We start from the raw sequence: 25,493 nt of genomic DNA on the forward strand, positions 1-25,493 counted from the left end.
GCCCCGGGCCACCACAGTGGCGGCCGGGGCCGTGCCCGATGCACTGGTGTTACCAGCGGCAGCTGGTTACCAGAGGTTCGCGTTGCTGTTCTCGGTGTCCATGTAGTTCTGCTTGGCGACACCGACGGCCGCGCCGATCTGGTTCAGGATCGTGTTCAGGTCCTTGATCGACTCGTCCCACTTGCGCTGGTGCGTGTCGTAGGCCTCGCGGTCCGAACCCTGCCAGTCGAGCTGCTGGAGCTTGGCGCGCAGCGCGTCGAGCTTCTCGTCGATCTGGCCGGACAGCGTCTTCATCTGGCCAGCTGCGTGCTCAAGGGTGGCGTAGTTGACTTCGATCGTCATGATGCTCCTCCGCTCAGCCGGCCCGGTGCGGGCTCAGCGCACCCAGGATCTTGTTCATCTGCTGGCCCTGCTCCTCGTCGTTCACCTGGTGCTTGGTGCCCGACTTGTCCAGCAGGTCAGCGATGTCGGAGAGGGCCTTCAGCAGGTCCTTGGCCTCGATGTCCCACTGCTCCATGAGCTTCTGGAACGCTCCGGCCGCCTGGCCCTTCCATGCCGGGCCGAGGTCGCCCACGACGACACCCTTGATCTTGCCCAGCAGGCCGTCCACCTCGCTGCGCGCCGACCGGACTTCGCCGGCCGATGCATGCAGCGTGTCGTGACCGACCCTGATTGGCTGACTCATCACACCCCCAGGTCAAGACCTGGCCGGAGCCTCTCTCCAGCCGTCTGCGGGACAGGTTAGCCCACGCATGCAACCCTCCATTGAGGCCAATTTCCCGACAGCTTTCCGACGATGCGCTTCCGCCGGGAATATCCGGACATAATCCGCAGGAAACGGTCAGCGGAGGGCGTATTCCAGCATCGCCCGCTCGTGGTCGATGAGCTGAAGGTCACGCAGCGGGCGGCGCAGGTGTCCCTTGTGGACGATCCGCACGAAGGCCGGGTCGCCGACCCTGGCCATCCGCTGGATGCCCTCGATGTGGTCGGCGATGCGCTTGCGGATGGTCCGGACCAGCCGGTGCCGGTCGGCGGGGATCAGCCCGTAGGCGTCGGCGAACAGCCGCAGCCGCCGGGGCCGGTCCGGCCTGGTCCAGCCGAGCTGCACCGAGTCGCGGTCGGAGAACAGCGGCACCCACGTCCACGCCGCGTACGCGACGTCGTAGATCCGCGCGCCCGGCGAGGCCAGGTCGAAGTCGATCAGGGACAGGGTGCCGTCGGGCCGCCAGATCACGTTGTGCGGGGCGGCGTCGTGGTGGCACACCACCTCGGTGTCCGGGGGCGGCGGGCCGAACGAACGCCAGACGGCCCCCGGCGGCGGCCGGAAGCCGTACTGCGCGTCGTGGTACATCCGCAGCATGGTCGCCACGGTCACCAGGGCCTCGTCGGTCACCCAGTGCGGGGCGAGCGGGTACTCCCCGCACTCCCCGGCCGTGAAGGACAGCACCTCGCGGCCCTGCTCGTCGAGCCCGTACGCCTTGGGTGCGCCCGTGAAGCCGACCAGGTCGAGGTGCCGGAGCAGGGCGTGCACGGCAGGGGTCCACGGCCCGGTGTTGCGGCGCACGGTGTCACCGATCCGGACCACCGTGGACGTGTTCCCGCCGTAGAGCGGGATCTCCTGCTGCGTCAACGCGACTCCTAGTCCCCCAGGAGGGCGTCCACGAAGGCCGCCGGCTCGAAGGGTGCGAGATCGTCCGGGCCCTCGCCCAGGCCGACGAGCTTCACCGGGATGCCGAGCTTGCGCTGGACAGCGATCACGATGCCTCCCTTGGCCGTGCCGTCGAGCTTGGTCAGGACGACGCCGGTGACGTTCACCGCGTCGGTGAAAACCTGTGCTTGTGCCAGCCCATTCTGACCTGTCGTCGCATCCAGCACGAGCAGGGTCTCCGCCACGGGGCCGTGCTTCTCCACGACCCGCTTGACCTTGCTCAGCTCGTCCATGAGGCCGACCTTGTTCTGGAGGCGGCCGGCGGTGTCGACCAGGACGGTGTCGACGCCGGTCTCGGTGCCACGCTTGACGGCGTCGAAGGCCACGCTGGCCGGGTCGCCGCCCTCGGGGCCCCGGACGATCTCGGCCCCGACGCGCCCGGCCCAGGTCTGGAGCTGGTCGGCGGCCGCGGCGCGGAAGGTGTCCGCGGCGCCGAAGAGCACCGAGCGGCCGTCGGCGATCAGCACCCGGCCGATCTTGCCGCAGGTGGTGGTCTTGCCCGCGCCGTTCACGCCGACGACGAGCACGACGGCCGGCTTGTCGCCGTTCACGTTCAGCGAACGGTCCATGCCGGGGTCGAGTGCGGCGGTCAGTTCCTCGGCCAGCAGTGCCCGCAGGTCCGCGGAGGTCTTCGTGCCCAGCACCCGGGTCCGCTCGCGGAGCCTGCCGACGATGTCGGTGGTGGCGTCCAGGCCGACGTCCGCCGTGATCAGGGTCTCCTCGATCTCCTCCCAGGCGTCGTCGTCGAGCCGGTCACGGGAGAGCAGGCCGAGCAGGCCCTTGCCGAACGCGTTCTGCGACCGGGCCAGGCGGGCGCGCAGCCGGACCAGCCGGCCGGCGGTGGGTTCCGGTTTCTCGGGTGCCGCCGGCGCCGCCTCGGCTTCCGGTTCCTTTTCCTTTGTACCGGTTCCGGAGGTCTCCGCCGTCGCGGACGGCTCGGCGCTGGGCTGCTCCGGCAGGGCCTCCGGCGCGGCTGGCGCGGCAGGCTCGACGGGTACCGGCCGGGCCGGGGCTTCGATTTCCGCCTGCTTGCCGCGGCGGCTCACCACGAGGCCGATGCCCCCGGCGAGCAGCACGACACCCAGGATGACGGCGATGACCAACAAATCCATGCACTGATCCTGACAGACGCCAGCCCGGTCGCCGATCCCCACTCTGGCCTGGGGCAGGATGGTCACATGTCGTCAGCATCGCGCCGCACCGCCGGCCTGATCGGGTACGCGGGGCTGGCCGTCCTCGACACCCTCGCCATCCTGGCCAGCAAGCCGAAGGCCCGCCGCCTCGTCAAGCCCGCCCTGATGCCGGCGCTGGCCGGGTCCGTGGCCTCCTCGTCGCCGGTCGGCAGGAAGGTCAGCCGGGCGCTGGCCCTGTCGGGCGCTGGCGACGCCGCGCTGCTGGGCAAGAGCCGCTGGGCGTTCCTGAGCGGCGCGGCCTCCTTCGCCGGCGCCCACGTCACGTACCTGAGCGCGATGAAGGACCTCGGCGACCGTCCCGGCATGCTCCGGTACCGGCCGTGGCTCGCCGCCCCGTACGCCGTCGCCCTCGCGGGTTTCGCCGCGGTAGTCCCCAAGGTCGCCAAGCGCACCGGCTGGGGCGAGGCCGCCGCCGGGCTCGCGTACGCCGGCCTGCTGACCTCGGTCGCGACCGTGGCTCTCGACCTGCGTGGCCGCCGTGGTGACGACCCGGAGTGGGACCGGGCGGCCACCCGGGCCGCCGCGGGCGGCGCGCTCTTCGTCGCCTCCGACTTCCTGGTCGGCCTCCAGCGCTACCTGAAGTCGGACAACCGTGCGATCGGCGCCGGCGTCATGATCACCTACACGGCAGCCCAGGGCCTCCTGGCAACGGGCCTCACGGAGCTGGCTGAGCGCTCGGAGTCCTAGACCCAGCGGCCCTGGCCGGGATCATGACGGCAGCCAGCACGTACGCGGCAACCGGCACCAGCGCTCTGGCCACGTCCGGCCAGATCCGCTCGTCGGGGCCGAGCGGGCGGCTGTCGACGGTCACAACGGCCAGGGCCACCGTGAGCAGCAGTGTCAGGGTCCAGCCGACCAGCGCCACCGGGGCCGCCCGGCCGATCCGGCCCAGTGCCAGCACGGCCCAGCCGGCGAGCAAGGTGGCGGCCAGGCCGGCTGGCAGGCCATACAACACCCCGCCAAGCCTGCCCACGTCGTCCGGCGCCAGCTGGCCGTAATGAAGATCGACAACGAAGGACGTGGCGGCCCAGGCTGCGCAGACGGCCAGGCCCGCGAGGCAGGCGAAGGCGATACGAGGAAAACGGCTCATGCCCTCAGCCTGCCGAGGGGCTGGGCTGAGGGCATGAGCGCTTGTACTCACAACTCGCTAGGTATCAGACGCTGGCGAGTTCCCGGGTCTCGCGGCGTTCGGACGTACCGGTGACGGTGCCTGCCGGGGTGAGGCGGGAGCCGACGGCGATCGCGACCGCCACGGCGACGACGATCCACAGGGCGGTCCGCAGGTCGCTGTGGTCGGCGGCGAAGCCGAGCGCGACCGGCCCGAGCAGCAGCCCGGTGTAGCCCATCGCCCCGACCTGGGCGACGGCCGCCCCGCTCTGGGTTCCGCCTGCCGTACCGGCGAGCGACATCGTGATCGGGATGACGGTGCAGATCGCGAACCCGGCGAGGAACATCGCGCCCAGCCCGGCCACCGGCCCCGGCGCGGCGATCAGGCCGGTGAGGACGACGGCGGTGGCGACGCCGGAGCCGATCAGGAGGTTCCGGGTGCCGTAGCGCACGCGCAGCTTGTCGCCGAACAGCCGGCCAATGATCATGGACAGCTCGAACATCGGGTACCCGAGGGCCGCGGTGGCCTCGGCTGCCCCGAGCCCGTCGCGCAGGTACAGGCCGGACCAGTCGGCGATCGAGCCCTCGACGAGGAAGGCGGCGAAGGCCAGCGCGCCGATCAGGTACACGGTGCGCGGGAGCTTGCGGGCTGGAGTGCCGGCCTCGGCCTCGGTACGCGAGGAGAAGTCGGGCAGGTAGGTGAAGCCCAGCGCGAGGGCGGCAGGCAGGCCGAGCACCGCGGCGGCCAGCAGCGCCTGGCTGAACGTCATGCCGATCGCTGCCGTACCGGCCCCGGCCAGGCCGCCGGCCAGCGCGCCGAACGACCAGCCGGCGTGCATGCCGTTCATGATCGAACCGCCGTGGGCCTGCTCGACCGTGACGGCCTGCGAGTTCATCCCGATGTCCGTCATCCCGAAGACCATGCCGTAGAAGGCGACAGCGGCCAGCAGTACCGGGAAACTGGGGGCGAAGGCGATCAGGACCAGCGACAGGGCGGTGAGCGGCGCCGCGATCCGCAGGACGAGGTCGCTGCCGGCCCGCAGCATCACGCCGCGCATGGACTGCATCGCGACCAGCGCGCCGAGACCCCAGGTCAGGACGGTGAGGCCGACCTGGCCGGAGTCGAGGCCGAAGGTGTCGGACAGCGCGGGGATCCGCACCACCCACACGCCCATCAGCAGGCCAGCCAGGGCGAAGGTCAGCGTGGTACCCCACCGGGCACGGGTGATCATGGAACGCCTTTCGGGGCAGAACTGAACGAGAAGATCTAGAGGAGGGTGAGCAGGCGCTCGCGCAGCTCGGCCAGCCGTTCGGGGCTGTAGGCGCCGGGAGCCATCACGCAGACCTCCCAGATGCCCTCGGCTGCCGCCCGGACGAGCTGGCTGGTCACCGCGTCGGCGTCGTTGTCCTCGGCGTGCCAGCGGCGGAAGGCCTCGCGGAGCGGCGCGGAAATCCCGGTGTCGGTGGCCGCAGCGGTCGCCACAGCCCAGCGCCGGCCGGTACCCGCCGGGTCGCCGGTGACGACCTCGAAGGTCGCTTCCAGGTACGCGCGGGCGTAACAGCCGGTGTCGTGGGCGGCGATCCGCGCGTCGAACTCGGAGATCAGCCGCTCGATCAGCGCCGTGACCAGGGCTTCCTTCGAGTTGAAGTGGTAGAGCAGGCCGCCTTTGCTGACGCCGGCGTGCTCGGCGACCTTGGCGAGCGTGAACGCCCCGGTGCCCTGCTCGGCGAGCAGGGATTCGGCGGCGTCGAGCAGGCGGTCGCGAGTCATGGGATGACTGTACCGTCCGGTCGGTACAGTACGGCAGGGGGAGTAAGCCGGTTCACAAGCGTGATGTATTTGTGTTCGACGATGTGGAAGATCCATTGTGAACCTCACACGTCACAGGAGCCGCACGTGAAACGACGTCACCTGCTGTCCACCCTCGTCCTGGCCGGAGCGGCCGGCGCGCTCGGCACCACGTCACCCGCCACCGCCGCCAGTACCGGGGTGCTGCCGTCCCGGGTGCCGCTGCCCGGCGGGTTCGCGCCGGAGGGCATCGCGATCCGGGGCGCGACCTTCTACACCGGCTCGCTGACCGGCGGGGCGATCTACCGTGGCGACCTGGTCAGCGGCGAGGGCTCCGTCCTCGTACCGGGCTGGGACGGCGGCTGCGCCATCGGCATGCACACCGACCCGCGCGGGCGGCTGTGGGTGGCGCGCGGCTGGCACGGGTACGCCGAGGTGCTCGACGGGCGGACCGGGAGCCGGCTCGCCAAGTACCCGCTGACCGGCGACCTCGCGAACACGTTCGTCAACGACTGCGTGATCACGCGGGACGCCGTCTACTTCACCGACTCCGGCCGGGCCTGCCTGTACGTGGTCCCGCTCGGGCCGGGCGGCCGGCTGCCGTCACCCGGCGCCGTCCGCACCATCGAGCTCACGGGCGGGGCCGCCGACGTCAGCGGCTTCAACAACGGGATCGAGGTACTCCCCGACGGCCGCCTCATCCTGGTCCAGATGCTGTCCGGGAAGCTGTTCACCGTCGACCCGCGTACCGGGCAGTCCACAGTGGTCGACACGGGCGGCGCCTCGCTCGCGCAGGGCGACGGGCTGGTGCTGCGCGGCGCGAACCTGTACGTCTGCCAGAACTACACGGCCAACAAGATCTCGGTCGTCGAGCTGTCCCGCGACGCCCGGTCGGGCCGGCTCACCCGCGAGATCACCGACCCGCGCTTCGACTCGCCGTCGACCATCGCACCGTTCGGCCCGCACCTGTACGCGGTCAACGCCCGCTTCCTGGCACCACAGGAGCCGAGCACCACGTACGAACTGCTGCGCGTGCACTCGTAGTACACAATGGATCTTTGCTTTTGATCTGTGAAACAGTGCGGTGGAGGTCTCCGCGATCGGAGACCTCCACCGGAAACGCTGGTCAGCGGGCGGGCAACCCCAAGGCCTTACGGATGTATGCCAGGTCCTTGTGGCCCGTGTAGCGGTAGGCCGCTGTGCCGGACACCCTGGCGCCCTGCACGTTCGTGTGGCTGTCGTCGACGAGCAGGCAGAGCTTCGCCGGGACGCCGAGCTTCGCCGCGGCTTCCAGGTAGTAGGCCTTGTCGGGCTTGCGGAGGCCGATCACCGACGAGTTGATGACGACGTCGAACTCGCCGGCGACACCCAGCTCGGCCAGGTCCGCGTCGAGGCGGTCGGTCGCGTTGGAGCACAGGGCGACCGGGATGCCGGCCGCGCGGACCTCGCGGACGAAGTCGAGGATCACCGGGTCGACGGTGCCGTGGTGGGCCTGCCAGTCCGCGACCGCCGCGCGGGCCCGCTCCAGCCTGCCGTCGGTCCGCGCCGCTTCCTGCTCGCCTTCCGGCAGCGGGGCGCGCAGGTCGTGCGGCGGCCAGGCGCGGGGGGCGAGGGCGTCGGCGGTGAGTTCCTGCCACTCCGCGTGGCTGATCTTGCCTTCGACCAGCGGGTAGCCCAGCGAGTGGTGGAAGGCGATCTCCGCCAGCATGCCCGGCGGCAGGTCATGGGCGGCCTCGACCTCGATGAGCCGCTCGGCCGGGAAGTGCCGGAGCACCCCGTCGAAGTCGAGCAGCAGCGCCCGGCAGTTGTCCCTCATTCCTGCTCCTTCTTCAGCTTCTGGCTGATCACCTGGGACACGCCGCCGCGCATGGTCACGCCGTAGAGCGCGTCGGCGATCTCCATTGTCCGCTTCTGGTGGGTGATCACGATGAGCTGGCTGGTGTCCTGGAGGAGGCGCATCACGTCCAGCAGGCGGCCGAGGTTGACGTCGTCGAGCGCGGCCTCGACCTCGTCCATGATGTAGAACGGGCTGGGCCGGGCGCGGAAGATCGCGCACAGCAGGGCCACAGCCGTCAGCGAGCGCTCGCCGCCGGACAGCAGCGACAGCCGCTTGACCTTCTTGCCCGGCGGGCGCGCCTCGACCTCCACGCCGGTGAGCAGCAGGTTGTCCGGGTCGGTGAGGACGAGCCTGCCCTCGCCGCCCGGGAAGAGCGTCTGGAACACCACCTGGAACTCGCGGGCGGTGTCCTCGTAGGCGTCGCGGAAGACCTCGAGGATCCGGTCGTCGACCTCCTTGACGACCGTCAGCAGGTCGCGCCGGGTCGCCTTCAGGTCCTCCAGCTGGTCGGAGAGGAACTTGTAGCGTTCCTCCAGCGCGGCGAACTCCTCCAGCGCCAGCGGGTTGACCTTGCCCAGCAGGGCCAGTTCCCGCTCGGCGCGGGCCGCGCGCTTCTCCTGCACCGGGCGCTCGAACGGGATCGGGTCGCTGTCCTCGACGGGGATCAGGGTCGCCGGGCCGTACTCGGCGATCAGGACCTCGGGGTCGATGCTGTAGTCCTCGACGGCCTTCTGTTCCAGCTGCTCGATGCGCAGGCGCTGCTCGGCCCGCGCGACCTCGTCCTTGTGGACCTGGCTGGTCAGGCGGTCGAGTTCCGCCGTCAGCTCACGGGTCCGGCTGCGGACACCGGACAGGGACTCCTCGCGGGCCGCCTTCGCCGCCGTCGCCGCGTCGCGCTCCTGGGCCGCGACCGACAGCGTGCCGCCGATCCGCTCCAGGGTCAGTGCCGCACCGATCTGGACGGCGTTGGCGATGCGTGCGCCCCTGGCTCGTTCCGCCCTGCGGGCCGCTGCCTTCTCGCGGGCCACCCGCTCCTGCCTCGCCTGACGGGAGAGTGCCTCCGCGCGGCCGGAAAGAGCCAGGACCCTTTCTTCCGCGGTACGCACGGCGAGGCGCACCTCCATCTCCGCCTGCCGGGCCGCCTGCGACTCGGCCATGAGGTAGTCGCGCTCCTCAGTGGAGGGTTCCTCGTCGACCGGTGTCGCTTCCGCGATCTCCAGCCGCTCCTCCAGCTCGGCGAGGCCGGCGAGGTCACGGTCCCTGGCTGCCTGGGCCTTCTCCGCCGAGGCGGCGATCCGGTCCGTCTCGGCCTGCGCGCTGCGGGCGGCGGCACCCAGCTCGGCGAGGCGGCGCTGGACGGCGTTGCGCTGCGCGTCGGCCTCCCGCCGGGCGCTGGCCACGGCCGTCACGGCCTCGCGCTTGGCGGCCAGTACCGTCCTGGCCTCGTCGAGCTGGTCGCGCAGCCCCTCGACCTGGTCCTCGAACTCGGCGCGGCGCTGCCGGGCCTCGTCCACCGCAGCCTGGACCTCGATGTAACTGGGCGCCTTCGCCGAGCCACCGGCCGCCTGGCCAGCACCGATCAGGTCACCGTCCGGCGTGACCGCGACCAGCGCCGGATGCGCCTCGGCCAGGCTCCGCGCCTCGGCGAGCCCCGCGACGAACACGACACCGCCCAGCGCGTGCGCCAGCGCGCCCCGCAGCTGTTCCGGGGCGACCACGACATCCAGCGCCCAGCGCGCCCCGGCCGGCAGAGGTACCCGCCCGGCCGCCGGTGCGGGCATGCCGCCGACGAGCAGCGCGGCCCGCCCCGCGTCGTCAGCCTTCAGCATCTCGATCGCCGCGACCGCCGAGCCGGGCGAGTCCACGGCGACAGCGTCGGCCAGGGTACCGAGGGCTGCGGCCAGCGCGGCCTCGAAACCCGGCTCCACGGTCAGCAGGGCTGCCACGCTGCCCAGCGTCTGGTGCCCGGACGCGAGCAGCGCACCGGCACCGTCCTTGCGGCGCAGCCCCAGTTCCAGGGCCTCGCCCCGGGCCTTCCACGCCGAGACCTCACGCTCGGCGGAGCGCTCCAGATCCGTCAGCTCCCGTACCCGCGCCTCAGCGAGCCCGGCCGCGTCCTTGGCCGCCGTGTGCCGCTGGTCGAGGTCGGCGTCGCCCTCGTCGAAGGCCTCGCCCTCGCCCTGGGCCTCCGCGAGCGCGATGGCAGCGTCCTCGGCGCGCTGGCGGGCCTCGTTCAGGGCCAGGGTGAGGCGGGACAGCTCGTCGGCGGCTGCCGCCACCCGGCTGCGTACCGCGCCCACCTGGCCGGACAGCTTGGCCAGCCCCTCACGCCGGTCGGCGACGGCCTTCACGGCCGCGACCAGTGCCCGTTCGGCGTCGCGGAGCCGGACCTCCAGCTCCTGCCGGGCGAAGACCGACTCCTTCAGCCGGGCCTCGTCCTCTTCCAGGGACTCCCGGAGCGCCGTCTCCTGCGCCTTGATCTTCTCCGCCTCGGCCTCGAGCTGCTCCGGGTCGCGGCCGGGCCGCTCGTCCGGCTGCTCCGCCGACAGGTACCGCAGCTTCTCGGCGGCGAGCTGGCTGGTCGAGCGCAGCCGCTCCTGGAGGGCCGACAGCCGGTACCAGGTCTCCTGGGCCCGGGCCAGCGCCGGAGCGTCGGCGGCCAGCTTCGCCTCCAGCTCGGCCAGCTCGGCCTCTGCCTCGGCGGAGGCCTCCTCGACGATCACGCGGCGCTCGCGCAGCGCGGTCTCGTCGGCCACTTCCTTGTTCAGGGTGCCGCGCAGGGTGTGCAGGTCGTCGGCGAGCAGCCGCAGCCGGGCGTCGCGCAGATCCGACTGGATACCGGCGGCGCGGCGGGCCACCTCTGCCTGCTTGCCGAGCGGCTTGAGCTGGCGGCGCAGCTCGGTGGCCAGGTCACCGACCCGGGTCAGGTTCGCCAGCATCGCGTCGAGCTTGCGGAGCGCCTTCTCCTTGCGCTTGCGGTGCTTGAGGACGCCGGCGGCCTCCTCGATGAACGCGCGCCGGTGCTCCGGGTTCGCGTGCAGGACGGCGTCGAGCTGCCCCTGGCCGACGATCACGTGCAGCTCGCGCCCGATACCCGAGTCGCTCAGCAGTTCCTGGATGTCGAGCAGGCGGCACGAGTCACCGTTGATCTCGTACTCGCTCTCGCCGGTCCGGAACAACCGCCGGGTGATCGACACCTCGGAGTACTCGATCGGCAGGGCGCCGTCGGCGTTGTCGATCGTCAGCGTGACCTCGGCCCGGCCGAGCGCCGCGCGCCCCGTCGTACCGGCGAAGATGACGTCTTCCATCTTGCCGCCGCGCAGAGACTTCGCGCCCTGTTCACCCAGGACCCACGCGATGGCGTCGACGACGTTGGACTTGCCCGAACCATTCGGCCCGACCACGCAGGTGATCCCCGGCTCCAGCCGGAGCGTGGTGGCGTTGGCGAAGGACTTGAAACCCTTCACGGTCAGGCTCTTGAGGTGCACCCGCCGAGGTTACTCGGCTCCTGGAACAACACTGCGCGCCGGCCCCACAACCAGGGACGGCGCGCCAGAGGTCTCGCGTGCGTTGCGTGCTAAGCCAGCACCGGCTCTGAGAGGCGGAGCAGCTCTTCTTCACTGGACACCGCGGCGGCCAGCCGGTCGTTCTCGGCGCGCAGCCGGGTCATCTCGAATTCCAGTGCTTGCACGGTGGCACGCAGTTTGGTGACCTCATCGAGCAGCCGGCGATCGGGCAGGCTGCCGACGTGGCCATAGAGGGCCTTCGCCATAGCATCTCCTTGATGAAAATACGTCGCTGTTGCAGATGTGCCAGTTGGGCCAGGACCCGCACCCCGGGCGGCTGGAGCTGAACGCACTAGGGCGCGACTAGCGACCCCTATATCGTCCACCGGCCCCCCAGGCAAGTCAAGTTAAGGTGAGTGAAACAGACTCAACTCTGTCACTCTTACTTGTCCCAAGTCCGACAAATACGCACTCACAGCGCGTGAGCGTCGTTGAGTCAGCATGACATGCCGGGGCGGACAAACAGTCGGGGCGGCGACACTGTGCTGAGGATCGCACTGCTGGCCGGCTCCCTGGGCACCGAGGCGTCCGCCCTGCTGCGCGGGCTGCGCCGGGCCGAGTTCCACCTCGTGACGTTCGCCGAGCCAGCCGGACGCGCTGTGCTGCCAGCCAATGTACTGTCCGTGACGCACCTGCCCGGCCGCCTCGCACCGCCGCCCACCGGCTGGCGGGTCATGGACGCCGCTGCCCACCAGCTCGGCCGGGGCAGCAGCGGGCTGGCCAGCGGGCTGCGCATGCTCTCCGGGCTGGTGGCCTCTTTCCCGGTACCGGAAGCGCGCGAACCCTCCTTCGGCCCCGAACCGCTGGGCGGCCTGCGGCTGACGCCGTACGGGGTGCCCGGCGGGTACCGGAAGGCCGTCCGGCCGCTCGCCCTGCGCCTGCCGCCCGTCCACCTCGTGCACGCGATCGGGCCCGACGCGGCGCTGGCCGCGCTCGCGCACAACTGGCGGCACGGGACGCCGTACATCCTCACGGGAGACCAGGGGCCCTTCGGGGCGTTGTGCCGGGCCCGGGCGGACGCGGTGATGAGCCTGCCGCCGGTACTCGACCCGTCCGACTACCCGCCGCGCGCCCCCGGTTCCGTGCTGCTCCAGATCAGCCACGCCGGGCACGGGCCGCTCGGGGCGGAGTTCTTCGCCGGCGGGTCGGTCGTGGCGCTCACGTGCGGCGTCTCGTACCCGCTGATCGAGGCCATGCTCTCCGGCCTGCCCGTCGTGGCGGCCGAGGCCCCCGGCGTCGCGGAGATACTGGGCGGCGGCGGGCTCGTCGTACCCGCCGCCGACGTCACCTCCGCCTGCCGCCTGCTGCTGTCCGACCCGGAACTGCGGGCCGAGATGGGGCTGGCCGGCCGGCAGCGGGCACTCGCCCGGCACACCATCGCGCCGTGGCTCGCCGCCCACGAGACGGCCTACGAACTGCTCAGCGAGCCGGCGGCTGGCAGGTGGGGCACGAGTAGGCCGACCGGTTCATCCACGGGTCGCGGCGGATCGGCGTGGCACAGCGGTGACACGGCTGGCCTTCCCGCCCGTACGCGCTGATCACCAGGGCGAAGTAGCCGCCCTCGCCCTCCACGTTCACGTACTGCGCGTCGAAACTCGTCCCGCCCTGGCTGACCGCCTCGCGCAGCACGTCACGGACGTGGCCGAGCAGCTCGGCGACCTTGGCCTCGCTCAGCTCCGCGACGGGGTGGCTCCAGTGCAGGCGTGAGCGCCACAGCGCCTCGTCGGCGTAGATGTTGCCGATGCCCGAGATCAGGGTCTGGTCGAGCAGCGAGCGCTTGACCTCGGTCTTCTTCCGCCGCAGCCGCCCGGAGTACTCCGCGTCGTCGAAGAGCGGGTCCAGCGGGTCGCGGGCGATGTGCGCGACGGAGGCTGGCAGCTCGGCGCCACCCTCGGCGTAGTCCAGGTACCCGAAGATGCGCTGGTCGACGAAGCGCAGCTCCGGCCCGTCGTCAGCGAAGGACAGCCGGACACGCAGATGCTTCTCGGCGGGCTCCTCGGCCGGCTTCAACAGGAACTGGCCCGACATCCCGAGATGGCAGAGCAGGGCGTCACCGGAGTCGAGCGGCAGCCACAGGTACTTGCCGCGCCGGGCCGTACCCACGATCTTGCGGCCGGCCAGCAGCGCGGCGAAGTGCCCGGGACCGGGCTCGTGATTGCGGACCGACCTCGGGTGCAGCACCTGTGCGGCGGTCACGGTCCGGCCCGGCAGGTAACGCTGGAGACCGGCCCGGATCGTCTCTACTTCGGGGAGTTCGGGCATGCGCCCAGCATCCCACGGAAGAGGCTAGGGCCTGTCCGATAGATCTTGCCGGTGCGAGGCGAGTCTCAGGAGGCTTCGGTGCCTTCGGCAGCCGACGTGCGGGCGGTCAGCTCGCGCCAGGCCAGCTCGGCGGCCTCCTGCTCGGCGTCCTTCTTCGTCCGGCCCACGCCGGAACCGAAGCGCTCGCCGGCCACCACGGCCCACGCGGTGAACGTCTTGGCGTGGTCGGGGCCCTCTTCCGCGATCGCGTACTCCGGGACGCCCAGGCCGTTGTTCGCCGTCAGCTCCTGCAGGCTCGTCTTCCAGTCCAGGCCAGCCCCGCGCTGGGCCGCCACGGCGAGCACCGGGTCGAACAGCCGGTGGACCACCTTCGAGGCGATCTCCAGCCCGTACTGGAGGTAGATCGCGCCCAGCAGCGCCTCCAGCGTGTCCGCGAGGATGCTGGCCTTGTCCCGGCCGCCGGTGATCTCCTCGCCCCGGCCCAGGTACAGGTGCGGGCCGAGGCCGGCCGGGCCCAGGCCGCGAGCCACGCCAGCCAGGGCGCGCATGTTCACCACGCTGGCCCGGAGCTTGGCGAGCTGGCCTTCGGGAAGGTCGGGATTGTCCAGGTACAGCGCGGTGGTGATCACCACGCCCAGCACCGAGTCGCCCAGGAACTCCAGCCGCTCGTTGGTCGGCAGGCCGCCGTTCTCGTAGGCGTAGGACCGGTGGGTCAGCGCCCGCTCGACGAGCTCCCGGTCCAGTGGCACCCCGAAGGCGTCCTCCAGCAGGGTCAGTGCCGGGCGGTTCTGAGCCATCGGTCCCCTTCCTCGGACTACGGGCGCATACGTTCCTGGTACGGGTGTGTCGAGGACATTACCGGCATACCAGAAAAGACTGGGGTTGCCCACGCGTTACAAGGACACGCGGGCAACCCCGAAAGAACTAGCTGAGGTCCTAGACCTCGACGACCTGACGGCCGTTGTAGGTGCCACAGGTCTGGCACACGGCGTGCGGCAGCTTGTCGGCCTTGCACTGCGGGCAAGCGACGGTCGCGACGACAGCAGCCTTCCAGTTGGCCCGGCGCGACCGGGTGTTGCTGCGCGACATCTTCCGCTTCGGAACGGCCACTGGTCTACTCCTCGGATGCTTTGATCTTGCCAAGCGCGGCCCAGCGTGGGTCGACCGCCTCATGGCTGTGGTCATCAGGCAGATCGTCCCAGTGCACTCCGCACTCGGAGCACAGCCCTGGGCAGTCGGCACGGCACACCGGATTGGTCGGCAGAGCCAACACCACCGCGTCCCGCAGCGCCGGCTCCAGGTCGAGCAGATCGCCCTCCAGCCGGCTGACCTCTTCCTCGTCGGTCGTCTCCGCCGTGGTGCTGTCCGGGTAGGCGTACAGCTCGGCGAGGTCGACGACCACGGTGTCACTGATCGGGCGCAGGCACCGGCCGCACTCACCCTCGACCGGGGCGGTCACCGAACCGCTCACGAGGACACCCTCGGAGACGGACTGCAACCGCAGGTCAAGCGCGAGCTCCGCACCGGCGGGCACGCTGATCAGCTCCACCCCGAGGTCACCCGGTGCCTGAGCGGACCGCCGCACCTCACGCATCGCCCCAGGGCTACGCGGCAGCTCCCGGGTATCCAGGACCAGCGGCGCACGGGGATCAAGATGAGCAGGCATTGTATCCGTTTACAGGCATCGTGAGACCTCGACCAGGGATTGGCCGACACGCAAGACTACCTGACCGGCCCCCGCCAGCCCAACTCGCCCTCGTACCGGGCCGGGCCCTGTGAGGGCTGTCTCGGCCCGGTACGAGAAAAGATCTCTAGAACGGCAGCGGCCGGTCGCCGTCGTCCGGCGTGAAGGAACCGATCTCGCGCAGGGCGTGCATCTTGTCCCGGCCACGCTCGATCGCGGCGAGCGCCTTGGTGAGGAACTGCTCGAAGTTCGCGAGGGTGGTGTCGACGTAGTCGTCGACCTCGTCCCGCAGCCGCTGTGCCTCCTGACGGGCCTCGCCGACGATCCGGGAGGCCTCGTGCTCGGCCGAGACGGTGATCTCGTTCTGCGAGACCAGCCGGGCGTGCTCGGCCTCGGCCTCGGTGACGATCCGGTCGGCCTCCCGCTGCCCCGCCGCGATGATCTTGTCGCGCTCGTCGAGCAGCGCCTGCGAGCGGCGCAGGTCCGAGGGCAGCTCGCCCCGCAGCTCGTCGAGCAACGCGATCAGCTCCGCCCGGTCGACGACACAGTTGCTCCGCGACATCGGTGACGAGCGCGCGTTCTCCACGTACGCGACGAGCTCGTCCAGGCGGTCAAGCGGGTCCATCCGAGACATCTCCCCTAGTCCGAAGTAGCTTCTTCAGATCCCTCAGGCCAGCTTCTCGGCCAGCCGCCGCGCGACGACGTCCGGCACGTACGCCGAGACGTCGCCACCCCACTTCGCCACTTCCTTGACGAGACTGGACGCGATGAAAGAGTAGAGCGGATTCGTCGTCATGAAGAGGGTCTCCACGCCCGCGAGTCCCAGATTCATCTGTGCCATCTGGAGCTCGTAGTCGAAGTCGCTGGCCACGCGGATGCCCTTGACGACCGCCGTCACGCCGTTGGCCTTGCAGTAGTCGACGGTCAGGCCCTCGAACGAGTCCACGCGGACGTTCGGCATGTCCGCCGTGGCCTCCCTGAGCATCGCGAGCCGCTCGTCCGTCGTGAACAGACCGCGCTTCGCCGGATTCACGGCTATGGCGAAGATGACCTCGTCCGCCAGCCGGGCTGCCCGCTCGGCGATGTCCAGATGACCTTTGGTGACCGGGTCGAAGGATCCCGGCACGAGCACTCGTCTCACGAGCCGGACCGTACCAAAGCCTGGCGGGTCAGCGGGTGCGGGTGACGGCCCGGCGCGCTCCCCCCGGTGCGCCGGGGGTGCCTGCCGGACACCCCGGCCGGGCCGTCACACCGCTCATGACGGCTCGGCCTGCGGTTCATGACGCGCATACCACAAAGTTGTCTCGCCATATTTCTTCGGCTTGTCGCCGTACAGCCCCTCCGGCCACTGTGGCTCCGGCGAGCGGCGGCCACGCTCGATGACGACGATGGCGTCCTCGGCCAGCCAGCCGTTGCCGGCGAGTCCACTGAGGAGAGCGGAGATCTCCGCCTCGGTCACCGCGTACGGCGGGTCGGCGAAGACGATGTCGTACGGCTGGCCTGGCGGCATCTTCACCGCCTGCTGAGCTGTCGACACGAGCAGCTCCACGGACTGGCCTGCCCTGAGGGCGACGATGTTCTCCCGGATGACCCGGGCGGCCTTCGCGCCCGACTCGACCAGCAGCACCCGCTCGGCGCCCCGGCTGTGGGCCTCCAGGCCGATCGCGCCCGAGCCGGCGTAGAGGTCGGCGAACCGGGAGCCCGCCAGCCCGTACCGCGACTCCAGCGCGCCGAACAGCGCCTCGCGCACCCGGTCGGAGGTCGGGCGGGTGTCGCGGCCCTCGGGGACGGCCAGCCGCCTCCCGCCGTGCGTACCGGCGACGATCCTGGTCATGCCATCTACCCCTTCTCCAGGAACTCGGCGCGTTCCTCGCCGACCAGGGTGGCCACGGTGGCGGCCAGCGCCGGGTAGCCTGCCAGGTCGACGTCCTCGCTGACCAGTTCGGCTGCGGCGGCCCGCGCCTCGGTGATCAGGTCGGCGTCCTTGATGACGGACAGCAGCCGTACGGCCGAGCGTTTGCCGGACTGCGCAGCGCCGAGCACGTCACCTTCGCGGCGCTGCTCCAGGTCCAGCTCGGCGAGCCGGAAACCGTCCGTTGTGGACGCCACGGCGGTCAGCCGCTCGTGCGACGGGCTGCCCGGCATGGCCTCGGAGACCAGCAGGCACAGGCCGGGAGCTGTGCCACGGCCCACACGGCCGCGCAGCTGGTGCAGCTGCGACACGCCGAACCGCTCGGCGTCGAGGATCACCATCATCGTGGCGTTGGGCACATTCACCCCGACCTCGATGACGGTGGTCGCGACGAGCACGTCGGTGTCGCCCGCCGCGAAGGAGCGCATCACCGCGTCCTTGTCCTCCGGGGCCATCCGGCCGTGCAGGATGCCGACCCGCAGGCCGTGCAGCGGGCCGGACGCCAGGAACGGCCCGATGTCGAGGACGGCGAGCGGCGGGCGCTTGTCCCCGGCACCGGACGAGGGCTCGTCACCGATCCTGGGGCACACGACGTAGGCCTGGTGGCCCTTGCCGACCTCCTCGCGGAGCCGCTGCCACGACCTGTTCAGCCAGCGCTCGTCGGTCGCGGGGACGACGTGCGTGGCGATCGGCGAACGGCCGGCCGGCAGCTGGGTGAGCGCCGAGACCTCCAGGTCGCCGTAGACGGTCATCGCGACGGTACGCGGAATGGGTGTCGCCGTCATGACCAGCGTGTGCGGCGGCTGGCTGGCCTTGGCCCGCAGCACGTCCCGCTGCTCGACACCGAACCGGTGCTGCTCGTCGACCACGACGAGCCCCAGGTCGTGGAAGTCCACGCCCTCGGAGAGCAGGGCGTGGGTACCGACGACGAGCCCGCTCTCCCCGCTCGCCAGCCTGGCCAGCACCCGGCGGCGGGCCGCGGCGCCCAGCGAGCCGGTCAGCAGCTCGACCCCGAGCGTGGCGTCCCCGGCGAGCAGGCCGGCGTCACCGTCGGCCCCAAGCGGGCCGAGCAGCTCGATGATGCCCCGGTGGTGCTGGGCTGCGAGGACCTCGGTGGGGGCCAGCAGCGCCGCCTGCGCGCCAGAGTCGGCTGCCTGGAGGATCGCCCGGAGCGCGACGAGGGTCTTGCCGGCACCCACATCGCCCTGGAGCAGCCGGTGCATGGGATGCGCCGTGGCCAGGTCGGCCGAGATCTCCGCGCCGACCTGGACCTGGCCCTCGGTCAGCTCGAACGGCAGCGACTTGTCGAACGCGGCCAGCAGCCCGTCCGGCCTGCCCGGCCTGGGAACGGCAGGCCAGCCGGCGGCCCGGAGCTTGCGCTGCACGAGGGTGACCTGGAGCGCGAAGGCCTCGTCCCACTTGAGGCGCTTGCGGGCCGCGTACAGCGCCTCCTTCGCCGGGGGCCGGTGGATGTCGCGGAGCGCGGTCTCCAGGCCGGCGAGCTTGCGCTCGGCGCGCATCCGCTGTGGCAGCGGGTCGGGCGGGGTCTCCAGGTGCTCCAGCGCGAGGCGTACACACTTGGAGATCACCCAGGTCGGCAGGCCAGCGGCCGCCGGATAGACCGGGATGATCGCCCCGGCGAACTCCTCGATCTCGCTGGCGGCGTCGCCCTCCGGGTCGAGCAGCACATACTCGGGGCCGTTGAGCTGGCGCTTCTCCCGGAACTCCGTGACCTTGCCGGCGAACAGGCCCCACTTGCCGACCTTCAGCTCGCGCTCGCGCCACGGCTGGTTGAAGAAGGTGGCGGTGATCGTGCGGATGCCGTCGCCGATCACGACCTCGAGGATGCTGCCCCGGCGCTGCTTCATCTGCTTGGCCGTGACCCGCTGGACCTGGGCCATCAGCGTCACCTCGTCGCCGATCTCCAGCGCTGCGAGGTCGGTGTGCTCGCCCCGCTCGTCATACCGCCGGGGGTAGTGCCGGAGCAGGTCACCGACCGTGTGCAGGTCAAGCCCCTTGTCGAGCTTGCCGGCAGTCGTGCCGCCGACGATGCCCTTGAGGGGAGTATCCAGCGTCGCCACGCGCGCAAGCCTAATCGCCGGGTACGACAACCATCGCCAAGGCGTTCATTCCACGCCGACCGTCAGGTAGCCCGGCTGGCCGCCCGGGTAGGCGCGGACCTCGACGAAGGGCCAGCGGCGGGCCAGGTGGCTGGTCAGTGCCGGGCCGAGCGGGGCTGGGGCCTGCGCGCCGAGCAGGAGCGTGACGAGTTCACCGCCTGCGGTGAGCAGCCGGTCGATCACGGTCTCGCATGCCGAGGTCAGGTCGTGGGCGACCAGGTTCACCTCGCCGTCGATCATCGCGAGGTAGTCGCCGGGGCGGCACGGGCCGGCCATCGTCAGCCCCTCGTGCGTGGCGAGGACCACGGACGCTGCCCTGCAGGCCGCCGCGGCCTCCGCCATCGCGATCACGTCGTCGTCGAGCGGCCGGGTCCGGTCGTGGACGGCGAGTGCGGCGAGGGCCTGCACGGGAGAGCGGAGCGGGATGACGCGGGCGCGGTCCGGCAGGTACGGCGGCGCGCCGAGGATCACCACCTGCCCGGTCACGCCGTCGAGGCTGGTCAGCGCGCCCTCGGCCCGCAGGAGCTCGCCCAGGCCCTCGCCCTCGGCGAAGGCGACGACCGTCCGGCCGGGGAGGGCTGGCGTGTGGTCGTCGGCGAAGCGGGTGACCCGGATCTCGTAGATCCGCCCGGCGCGCACGCCGGCCTCGATCGCCGCGCCGATGTCGTTGACGTGGATGTGGATGTTCCACGAGCCGTCGCCGGTACCGACGATGACGAGCGAGTCGCCGAGGCCGGCCAGCTCGGCGCGGAGGGTGCCGGTGGCCGGGGCGTCGAGCAGGTACTGGACCTCGTAGGCGTACTCCTCCGACCCGGCCTCGCGGGCCGCGAGTGCCGGTGAGCCGGTGACCCGGGCCAGCGGCGTACGGGGCGGCGCGGCCCCGGTGACGACCTCGACCAGGGAGTGCAGGAAGACGCACAGGCCGCGCCCGCCCGCGTCGACCACTCCGGCCTCGGCGAGCGCCGGGAGCTGCTCGGGGGTACGGGCCAGCGCCTCGTCGGCGCCCCGCGCGGCGGCTGCGGCCACCTCGGCGAGGTCATCTGAGTCACATTCCTCGGCGGCTTCGGCTGCTGACCGGGCGACGGACAGCACAGTGCCCTCGACCGGGGACGGCACGGCCGCGTACCCGGCCTCTGCCGCGTTGCGCAGTGCCCAGGCCAGCGCCCGGCCCCGCGCCTCGGGGCTGGCGCCGATGGCCTCGGCGATGCCGACGAGCAGCTGCGCGAGGATGGCACCGGAGTTGCCGCGGGCGCCGAGTACGGCGGCCCTGGCCATGCAGTGCAGGACTTTCCCCAGCTCAGCGAGGTCGGGCTCGGCGAGCAGCGCGCGCTGGGCCGCGTCGAGCGTGTGCACCATGTTGGTGCCGGTGTCGCTGTCGGGGATCGGGTACACGTTCAGCTCGTCGATCTCCCGCTGATGACGGCGCAGGGCGTCGAGCGCGGCCGTGAGCCAGCGGCGGACCGCGCCTGCATCGAGACTGTCGAGCACGGCTGACAAGCCTATCGGTGCCACCCGATTGGGCGTTGACCGGCCACGTCAGGTAGCCTTGCCGAGTTGCCCTGCACCCCGGGGCGGCTCCGCCCTGCGAGTTGTTGTTGGAGCACGGGCGGCGTACCGATTCACATCCCAGGAGAGCAACCGTGTCTAGCGTGTGCGACGTCTGCGCCAAGAAGCCGAGCTTCGGCCACAACGTGCCCTGGTCGAAGAAGAAGACCAACCGCATGTGGAAGCCGAACATCCAGGCGGTCCGCACGCCGGCCGGTGGTGGCACCACGAAGAAGATCAACGTGTGCACCTCCTGCCTGAAGGCTGGCAAGGTCACCCGGGCCTAGTCGCCCAGATCTGCCAGCGGCCTCTTCGGCCTTCGATCTTCCAGCCGGTGATCCCTCGTGGATCACCGGCTAGATCTTTATCTTCCCTAGATCGTTCTTCGGTACTGTGTGAGCCCGTGCGCCCTTCCCGCTGGCTACCAGCCGTGCTCGCAGCCGTGATCCTCGCTGGCTGTGCTGCCCAGGAACCGGTGGGCCGGTTCGCGGGCCCGGCCCGGACGACCCCGCCGGCCCCGCTGACCCAGCCGGCCCCGACGGAGGCGACGGCCCAGCCGGCCGCTTCACCGACGCCCCGGAAGATCTGGCCACACTGGGACTCCGCTGGTCCCGGTGGTTCCTCGGCGAGTACCGGGCTGCCCGGGATCGCGCTGACCTTCGACGACGGGCCCGATCCGGCTGTCACGCCGCGGCTGCTCGACCTGCTCGGCGCGCACGGGGTCAAGGCGACGTTCTGCCTGACCGGGTTCCGGGCGAAGGCGCATCCGGCGATCGTCCAGCGGATCGCGGCCGAGGGCCACACCCTGTGCAGCCACTCGTGGCAGCATCTCGGGGACCTGGCGCGGCGGGATGTCGCGTACCAGCGCTGGGATCTGACCAGCACCAACGACGCGATCCGGGCCGCGGTGCCCGACGCGGCGATCAAGTACTTCCGCGCGCCGTACGGCTGGTTCACCCCGGAGCTCGTCGGGCTGGCCAGGGAACTCGGCATGCGCTCGATCTACTGGAACGCCGACGACCGGGCCTACAACGACCACCTGTACGGCCGGGGGCAGCGGATGCTGGAGTACATGCAGAACGAGGTGCACCGGGACGCGAAACCCGGGGCGATCGTCCTGTCGCACGACCTCGACCGCCCGCACGTGATCCGCGCCTACCAGCTGCTGCTGCCCTGGCTGACCAGCCGCTTCACCCTGGTCGCGCTGCCTGCGGAGGACAGGCCTCGCCGGGTGCCCGGCGGCCGGGAGATCTAGCTACAGGTCGCGGCCGAGGTGCCGGGCGCTCTCGTAGTCCTTGTAGAAGCCGAAGGGCTCGACCGGCCGGTACCCGAGCTTGGTGTAGAGGGCGATCGCCTCTGGCTGCTTCTCGCCGGTCTCCAGGATCATCCGCTTGCGGCCGGCGGCCCGCGCGTGGTTCTCCAGCTCGGTGAGCAGGGCGATCGCGACGCCCTTGTTCCGGGCGGCCGGGACGGTGAACATCCGCTTCAGCTCGGCGTCGTCCTCGTGGCTGCGCCAGGCCGCGCACCCGAGCACCTCCCCGCCCTGCCAGACGGTGAGGAACACCCCGTTGGGCGGCGCGAACTCGTCCGCCGACAGCACCGTCTCGTCGGGGCTGCCGTACCGGACGGTCTGGTCGGTGAAGATCTGGCTGATGAGATCCACCACGACCGGGTGGTCATAGGGCAGGGCCCTGAACTCAAGATCCGTCACCGGTGAAGCTTAGCCAGGAAGCCTGGCTAGGACCGGAAGTGGTCCCAGCCGCGCTGCCCGGTGAACGTCTTGCCGTCCACGGTCACGCCGCTGCCGTGCCCGACCCGCCCGATCACCCGCCACTCCTCCGGCAGCTCCGCGTACGGCGGGAACGTCGCGGCCAGCGCGTGATCGTCGCCACCGGTCAGCACCCAGGTGTACGGGTCCACGCCCAGTGCCTTCGCCGCGTCGAGCATCGCGCCCGGCAGGTCCAGGGCCGGGCGGTGCACGTCGATCGCCACCCGGCTCGCCGCCGCGATGTGCCCGAGGTCGGCGAGGAGCCCGTCGGAGATGTCCAGCATCGCGGTCGCGCCGAGCTGGCGGGCCTGCGGGCCTGCGGCGTAGGGGACCTCTGGCCGCCGGTACGCGTCCACCAGCAGCTTCGGCGAGCGGAATCCCCGGGACAGGACGGTGAGGCCGGCTCCGGCGTACCCGAGCCGGCCGGCGACAGCCAGCACGTCGCCCGGCCGGGCCCCGGTGCGCAGTACCGGCTTGCCGCCGCGCAGGTCACCGAGCGCCGTGACGGCGATGGTCAGCACCGCGCTCGACGAGATGTCCCCGCCGACCACGGCGGCCCCGGTCAGGGCCGCCTCCTCGGCGAGCCCGGCCGCCATGTCCTCTGCCCAGGCGACGTCGAGGTCCGGCGGGCAGCAGAGCGCGACGAGCAGCGCCGTCGGCGTACCGCCCATCGCCGCGATGTCGGCCAGGTTCGCCGCGGCTGCCCGGTGACCGATCTCCTTGCCCGTCGCCCAGTCGCGGCGGAAGTGCCGCCCCTCGACCAGCACATCCGTACTCGCCAGCACCCGGCCGTCGGACGCAGCCACCAGCGCCGCGTCGTCGCCGGGGCCGAGAAGAACCCCCGGCCCGGTGCCCAGCCGGGCCGTGATCCGGGCAATCAGCCCGAACTCGCCCGTCTTGGCGACACTCATCGTGTGCTCCCTCTCCACTCCGTGGTCCGTATCGTGCCCCGCTGCGGTAGTTTCACAGTTCGCACCCTGTGCGTCGACGGCAAAGGAGTCGTGTCGTGGTCCAGGCGTACATCCTCATCCAGACCGAGGTCGGCAAGGCGCGGGACGTGGCCGCCGCCATCGCTGACATATCCGGGGTCACCCGGGTCGACGCGGTGACCGGCCCCTACGACGTGGTCGTGCTCACCGAGGCCCAGACCGTCGACGAGCTCGGCAAGATGGTGGTCAGCAAGGTCCAGGCGGTCGGGGGCATCACCCGGACGCTCACGTGTTCCGTGGTTCATCTGTAGGTGGTGCCGGCCCGCTGAGGTGGCCGATGTGCGTGTTGCCGGGCTCAGCGGGCCACCTCGCCTGAGATCAAGAGCGAAAGATCAAGATCAATTACTTCGTTGGTACCGCGCAGGCGGCCGGCGGGTTCGCGGCTGCCGGGATCGCCGTGGCCACCGGGGCGGAGAACTCGGCGATGAGCTGCCCCTCGTAGAACCTCGGTACCGTCACCCGCACGGTGACCGCCCGGTCGACCGAGGCGAACACCGTGGATTCGGCCTTCGACTCGCCGTACCAGCACATGCCGTTCAGCGGCCACAGCATCCCGGTCGGCGGGAAGGTCGCGGCCGGGCCGCCGCAGGTCAGCACGATGGCGGGCTCGCCGTACGCCGCCGCCTGCCCCGACGCGCCCGACACCCAGCGCCGGGGTTGCCCGGCGACCGTGTCCGGCAGCCGGCCGACCAGCTTCGCACAGGGCTCGGTCTCGGCCGGTGCCAGCGGGCTGGGCGAGACCGTCACCGGCCCGGCGACGGGTGCGGGCCTGCTGCCGCCCGGTTCGCTGTCGCGGTTCACGTACCAGAATGCTCCGGCGGCTACGGCCAGCGCGACGGGCACGGCCACGAGGGTCGCGGTACGGGCTGCCGCCCGGCGGTCTGGGTCGGACACCGCGTCAGGACCTCTTGCGCAGTGCCGTGCGGATCATCCGCGACACCAGCTTCGGGTAGTCGAGGCCGGACGCCGCCCACATCTGCGGGAACTGGGAGATCGGCGTGAAGCCCGGCATCGTGTTGATCTCGTTGATGTAGATGTCGAGTTCCGGGGTGACGAAGAAGTCGACCCGGGCCAGGCCCTCGCAGTCGAGCGCGCCGAAGGCCCGTACGGCCATCGCCCGGATCCTGCCGGCGAGCTCGGCCGGCAGGTGTGCCGGGATGTCGTACTCGCAGGCGTCGTCCAGGTACTTGGTGTCGAAGTCGTACCACCCGGCGGCGCTGTTCACGATCCGGATCTCCGACAGCAGGCTGGCCTCGGGCTCGCCGCCGTACTCGCCTTCGAGTACCCCGCACTCGATCTCCCGGCCGGCGATCCCGGCCTCGATGACGACCTTGGTGTCGTGCTGGCGGGCGACGGCGATGGCCGCGTCCAGTTCCGCCCAGTCGTCCACCTTCGAGATCCCGATGCTCGAACCGCCCCTGGCCGGCTTGACGAACACCGGCAGGCCGAGGCGCTCCTGGTCAGCCTCGCTCAGCGTGTGCTGCCCGGCGCGCAGGACAGCCCACGGCCCGATCGGCAGGCCCTCGGCGGCCAGCAGCTTCCGGGTGAACTCCTTGTCCATCCCTGCGGCGGAGGCGAACACTCCGGCGCCCACGTACGGAACGCCGGTCATCTCCAGCAGGCCCTGGATGGTGCCGTCCTCGCCGTACGGGCCGTGCAGGATCGGCAGCACCACGTCCACGTCACCCAGGCTCGCGACGCCAGCGGCCGGATCCAGCGGTACGACGGAGCCGTTGCCCCACAGCGCGACGGCACTACCGGAACCGGCGGTGACCTCCGGCAGCTTGCGATCTTCGATCGCGAGGTTGCCCGGGTCGCCGGGCAGCATCACCCACTGGCCCTCCCGGGTGATCCCGATCGGGACGACCTCGAACTCGTCCGGGTCCAGCGCGGCGAAGACACTGCCGGCGCTCACGGCGGAGATGGCGTGCTCACTGCTCCGGCCCCCGAAGACGACCGCGACTCTGATCTTTCGTGCGCTGTTCACGGAGCTGAGCCTATGGGGTTGAGTGG

Annotated in this window: 29 protein-coding genes; 6 read left to right on the forward strand and 23 right to left on the reverse strand. The window is 71.3% G+C overall.

The genetic code is table 11. The annotated features are described in order from the left end of the window. Positions 1–66: 66 nt before the first annotated feature. From A3G1_RS0118660 to ftsY, 4 genes are all read right to left on the reverse strand, one after another. Positions 67–342: a WXG100 family type VII secretion target gene (locus A3G1_RS0118660; RefSeq protein ID WP_018351000.1), complete on the reverse strand. Its 276-nt coding sequence runs from the start codon at positions 340–342 to the stop codon at positions 67–69. Positions 343–355: 13 nt separating this feature from the next. Beyond that, positions 356–685, reverse strand: a complete 330-nt coding sequence (locus tag A3G1_RS0118665; RefSeq protein WP_018351001.1) for a WXG100 family type VII secretion target — start codon at positions 683–685, stop codon at positions 356–358. Between the two features lie 156 nt (positions 686–841). Then, the gene (locus tag A3G1_RS0118670; RefSeq protein WP_018351002.1) at positions 842–1,630 is read right to left on the reverse strand and encodes an aminoglycoside phosphotransferase family protein; all 789 of its coding nucleotides are present in this window, start codon (positions 1,628–1,630) and stop codon (positions 842–844) included. A gap of 8 nt (positions 1,631–1,638) precedes the next feature. Beyond that, positions 1,639–2,820 carry a signal recognition particle-docking protein FtsY gene (gene ftsY, locus A3G1_RS0118675; protein ID WP_040478808.1) on the reverse strand — a complete coding sequence of 394 codons (1,182 nt, stop codon included), beginning with the start codon at positions 2,818–2,820 and terminating at the stop codon, positions 1,639–1,641. A 66-nt stretch (positions 2,821–2,886) separates the two neighbouring features. Between ftsY and A3G1_RS0118680 the strand changes: the two genes are divergently transcribed. Continuing rightward, the gene (locus A3G1_RS0118680) at positions 2,887–3,588 is read left to right on the forward strand and encodes a lysoplasmalogenase family protein (protein WP_018351004.1); all 702 of its coding nucleotides are present in this window, start codon (positions 2,887–2,889) and stop codon (positions 3,586–3,588) included. Here A3G1_RS0118680 and A3G1_RS0118685 read toward each other — a convergent pair. From A3G1_RS0118685 to A3G1_RS0118695, 3 genes are all read right to left on the reverse strand, one after another. Continuing rightward, complete coding sequence (locus A3G1_RS0118685; protein ID WP_018351005.1) at positions 3,557–3,991, reverse strand: hypothetical protein; 435 nt, start codon at positions 3,989–3,991, stop codon at positions 3,557–3,559. The genes A3G1_RS0118680 and A3G1_RS0118685 overlap by 32 nt on opposite strands. A 64-nt stretch (positions 3,992–4,055) precedes the next feature. Continuing rightward, a complete protein-coding gene (locus A3G1_RS0118690; protein WP_018351006.1) occupies positions 4,056–5,240 on the reverse strand; it encodes an MFS transporter in 1,185 nt (394 codons plus the stop codon). Between the two features lie 35 nt (positions 5,241–5,275). Beyond that, a complete protein-coding gene (locus A3G1_RS0118695; protein ID WP_018351007.1) occupies positions 5,276–5,779 on the reverse strand; it encodes a TetR/AcrR family transcriptional regulator in 504 nt (167 codons plus the stop codon). Positions 5,780–5,905: 126 nt separating this feature from the next. Between A3G1_RS0118695 and A3G1_RS0118700 the strand changes: the two genes are divergently transcribed. Then, positions 5,906–6,841, forward strand: coding sequence for an NHL repeat-containing protein (locus A3G1_RS0118700; RefSeq protein ID WP_018351008.1), 936 nt, complete (start codon positions 5,906–5,908; stop codon positions 6,839–6,841). Between the two features lie 82 nt (positions 6,842–6,923). Here the strand turns inward: A3G1_RS0118700 and A3G1_RS0118705 are convergent, their stop codons facing one another. The 3 genes from A3G1_RS0118705 to A3G1_RS0118715 all read right to left on the reverse strand — a co-directional run bounded on the left by A3G1_RS0118705 (position 6,924) and on the right by A3G1_RS0118715 (position 11,406). Further along, positions 6,924–7,613, reverse strand: a complete 690-nt coding sequence (locus A3G1_RS0118705) for an HAD-IA family hydrolase (protein WP_018351009.1) — start codon at positions 7,611–7,613, stop codon at positions 6,924–6,926. Continuing rightward, on the reverse strand, positions 7,610–11,122 hold the full coding sequence (gene smc, locus A3G1_RS0118710) for a chromosome segregation protein SMC (protein ID WP_018351010.1): 3,513 nt from the start codon (positions 11,120–11,122) through the stop codon (positions 7,610–7,612). The genes A3G1_RS0118705 and smc overlap by 4 nt, the downstream gene beginning before the upstream one ends. A gap of 89 nt (positions 11,123–11,211) precedes the next feature. Then, on the reverse strand, positions 11,212–11,406 hold the full coding sequence (locus A3G1_RS0118715; RefSeq protein WP_018351011.1) for a hypothetical protein: 195 nt from the start codon (positions 11,404–11,406) through the stop codon (positions 11,212–11,214). Between the two features lie 276 nt (positions 11,407–11,682). On the opposite strand from A3G1_RS0118715, the gene A3G1_RS39695 reads away from it, so the two are divergent. Continuing rightward, entirely contained in the window at positions 11,683–12,738 is a 1,056-nt protein-coding gene (locus A3G1_RS39695; protein ID WP_026212276.1) for a glycosyltransferase family protein, read from the forward strand. Here the strand turns inward: A3G1_RS39695 and mutM are convergent. The 9 genes from mutM to A3G1_RS0118765 all read right to left on the reverse strand — a co-directional run bounded on the left by mutM (position 12,620) and on the right by A3G1_RS0118765 (position 20,666). Then, complete coding sequence (gene mutM, locus A3G1_RS0118725) at positions 12,620–13,462, reverse strand: bifunctional DNA-formamidopyrimidine glycosylase/DNA-(apurinic or apyrimidinic site) lyase (RefSeq protein ID WP_018351012.1); 843 nt, start codon at positions 13,460–13,462, stop codon at positions 12,620–12,622. The two genes, A3G1_RS39695 and mutM, sit on opposite strands and share 119 nt — an antisense overlap. 65 nt (positions 13,463–13,527) lie before the next feature. Beyond that, positions 13,528–14,259: a ribonuclease III gene (gene rnc / locus A3G1_RS0118730; protein WP_018351013.1), complete on the reverse strand. Its 732-nt coding sequence runs from the start codon at positions 14,257–14,259 to the stop codon at positions 13,528–13,530. 139 nt (positions 14,260–14,398) lie between these two features. Next, the gene (rpmF, locus tag A3G1_RS0118735; RefSeq protein ID WP_018351014.1) at positions 14,399–14,572 is read right to left on the reverse strand and encodes a 50S ribosomal protein L32; all 174 of its coding nucleotides are present in this window, start codon (positions 14,570–14,572) and stop codon (positions 14,399–14,401) included. 4 nt (positions 14,573–14,576) lie between these two features. After that, positions 14,577–15,128, reverse strand: coding sequence for a YceD family protein (locus A3G1_RS0118740; RefSeq protein ID WP_026212277.1), 552 nt, complete (start codon positions 15,126–15,128; stop codon positions 14,577–14,579). Between the two features lie 145 nt (positions 15,129–15,273). Continuing rightward, complete coding sequence (locus A3G1_RS0118745) at positions 15,274–15,771, reverse strand: ATP synthase subunit B family protein (protein WP_018351016.1); 498 nt, start codon at positions 15,769–15,771, stop codon at positions 15,274–15,276. Positions 15,772–15,813: 42 nt separating this feature from the next. Then, entirely contained in the window at positions 15,814–16,287 is a 474-nt protein-coding gene (gene coaD / locus A3G1_RS0118750; RefSeq protein WP_026212278.1) for a pantetheine-phosphate adenylyltransferase, read from the reverse strand. A 114-nt stretch (positions 16,288–16,401) separates the two neighbouring features. After that, on the reverse strand, positions 16,402–16,980 hold the full coding sequence (gene rsmD, locus A3G1_RS0118755) for a 16S rRNA (guanine(966)-N(2))-methyltransferase RsmD (RefSeq protein WP_018351018.1): 579 nt from the start codon (positions 16,978–16,980) through the stop codon (positions 16,402–16,404). 5 nt (positions 16,981–16,985) lie between these two features. Beyond that, positions 16,986–19,139, reverse strand: a complete 2,154-nt coding sequence (gene recG, locus A3G1_RS0118760) for an ATP-dependent DNA helicase RecG (RefSeq protein ID WP_018351019.1) — start codon at positions 19,137–19,139, stop codon at positions 16,986–16,988. Between the two features lie 45 nt (positions 19,140–19,184). Further along, positions 19,185–20,666: a DAK2 domain-containing protein gene (locus A3G1_RS0118765; protein WP_018351020.1), complete on the reverse strand. Its 1,482-nt coding sequence runs from the start codon at positions 20,664–20,666 to the stop codon at positions 19,185–19,187. Positions 20,667–20,827: 161 nt separating this feature from the next. Between A3G1_RS0118765 and rpmB the strand changes: the two genes are divergently transcribed. Both rpmB and A3G1_RS35555 read left to right on the forward strand, forming a co-directional pair. After that, a complete protein-coding gene (gene rpmB / locus A3G1_RS0118770) occupies positions 20,828–21,010 on the forward strand; it encodes a 50S ribosomal protein L28 (protein ID WP_018351021.1) in 183 nt (60 codons plus the stop codon). Positions 21,011–21,126: 116 nt separating this feature from the next. Next, positions 21,127–21,978, forward strand: coding sequence for a polysaccharide deacetylase family protein (locus tag A3G1_RS35555; protein WP_245563528.1), 852 nt, complete (start codon positions 21,127–21,129; stop codon positions 21,976–21,978). Here the strand turns inward: A3G1_RS35555 and A3G1_RS0118780 are convergent, their stop codons facing one another. Continuing rightward, positions 21,979–22,434 (reverse strand): GNAT family N-acetyltransferase, encoded by a 456-nt coding sequence (locus A3G1_RS0118780; RefSeq protein WP_018351023.1) that lies wholly within the window; start codon positions 22,432–22,434, stop codon positions 21,979–21,981. 26 nt (positions 22,435–22,460) lie between these two features. Continuing rightward, positions 22,461–23,402, reverse strand: coding sequence for a thiamine-phosphate kinase (locus A3G1_RS0118785; protein ID WP_018351024.1), 942 nt, complete (start codon positions 23,400–23,402; stop codon positions 22,461–22,463). A gap of 95 nt (positions 23,403–23,497) precedes the next feature. Between A3G1_RS0118785 and A3G1_RS0118790 the strand changes: the two genes are divergently transcribed. Further along, positions 23,498–23,731, forward strand: a complete 234-nt coding sequence (locus tag A3G1_RS0118790; protein WP_018351025.1) for an Lrp/AsnC ligand binding domain-containing protein — start codon at positions 23,498–23,500, stop codon at positions 23,729–23,731. 91 nt (positions 23,732–23,822) lie between these two features. Here A3G1_RS0118790 and A3G1_RS35560 read toward each other — a convergent pair whose 3' ends face one another. Together A3G1_RS35560 and A3G1_RS0118800 are read right to left on the reverse strand one after the other, a co-directional pair. Continuing rightward, a complete protein-coding gene (locus A3G1_RS35560; protein ID WP_018351026.1) occupies positions 23,823–24,374 on the reverse strand; it encodes a DUF3515 family protein in 552 nt (183 codons plus the stop codon). Between the two features lie 4 nt (positions 24,375–24,378). After that, entirely contained in the window at positions 24,379–25,467 is a 1,089-nt protein-coding gene (locus A3G1_RS0118800) for a D-alanine--D-alanine ligase family protein (protein ID WP_018351027.1), read from the reverse strand. Positions 25,468–25,493: the final 26 nt, after the last annotated feature.

The sequence above is a fragment of the Longispora albida DSM 44784 genome (assembly GCF_000379825.1).
Lineage (GTDB): Bacteria > Actinomycetota > Actinomycetes > Mycobacteriales > Micromonosporaceae > Longispora > Longispora albida.

What these genes read in the sequence shown, in the direction of transcription:
- A3G1_RS0118660 (WP_018351000.1), bottom strand. Translation starts at nt 342, where the DNA reads ATGACGATCGAAGTCAACTACGCCACCCTTGAGCACGCAGCTGGCCAG.
- A3G1_RS0118665 (WP_018351001.1), bottom strand. Translation starts at nt 685, where the DNA reads ATGAGTCAGCCAATCAGGGTCGGTCACGACACGCTGCATGCATCGGCC.
- ftsY (WP_040478808.1), bottom strand. Translation starts at nt 2,820, where the DNA reads ATGGATTTGTTGGTCATCGCCGTCATCCTGGGTGTCGTGCTGCTCGCC.
- A3G1_RS0118680 (WP_018351004.1), top strand. Translation starts at nt 2,887, where the DNA reads ATGTCGTCAGCATCGCGCCGCACCGCCGGCCTGATCGGGTACGCGGGG.
- A3G1_RS0118685 (WP_018351005.1), bottom strand. Translation starts at nt 3,991, where the DNA reads ATGAGCCGTTTTCCTCGTATCGCCTTCGCCTGCCTCGCGGGCCTGGCC.
- A3G1_RS0118690 (WP_018351006.1), bottom strand. Translation starts at nt 5,240, where the DNA reads ATGATCACCCGTGCCCGGTGGGGTACCACGCTGACCTTCGCCCTGGCT.
- A3G1_RS0118695 (WP_018351007.1), bottom strand. Translation starts at nt 5,779, where the DNA reads ATGACTCGCGACCGCCTGCTCGACGCCGCCGAATCCCTGCTCGCCGAG.
- A3G1_RS0118705 (WP_018351009.1), bottom strand. Translation starts at nt 7,613, where the DNA reads ATGAGGGACAACTGCCGGGCGCTGCTGCTCGACTTCGACGGGGTGCTC.
- A3G1_RS0118715 (WP_018351011.1), bottom strand. Translation starts at nt 11,406, where the DNA reads ATGGCGAAGGCCCTCTATGGCCACGTCGGCAGCCTGCCCGATCGCCGG.
- mutM (WP_018351012.1), bottom strand. Translation starts at nt 13,462, where the DNA reads ATGCCCGAACTCCCCGAAGTAGAGACGATCCGGGCCGGTCTCCAGCGT.
- rnc (WP_018351013.1), bottom strand. Translation starts at nt 14,259, where the DNA reads ATGGCTCAGAACCGCCCGGCACTGACCCTGCTGGAGGACGCCTTCGGG.
- A3G1_RS0118740 (WP_026212277.1), bottom strand. Translation starts at nt 15,128, where the DNA reads ATGCCTGCTCATCTTGATCCCCGTGCGCCGCTGGTCCTGGATACCCGG.
- A3G1_RS0118745 (WP_018351016.1), bottom strand. Translation starts at nt 15,771, where the DNA reads ATGGACCCGCTTGACCGCCTGGACGAGCTCGTCGCGTACGTGGAGAAC.
- rsmD (WP_018351018.1), bottom strand. Translation starts at nt 16,980, where the DNA reads ATGACCAGGATCGTCGCCGGTACGCACGGCGGGAGGCGGCTGGCCGTC.
- A3G1_RS0118785 (WP_018351024.1), bottom strand. Translation starts at nt 23,402, where the DNA reads ATGAGTGTCGCCAAGACGGGCGAGTTCGGGCTGATTGCCCGGATCACG.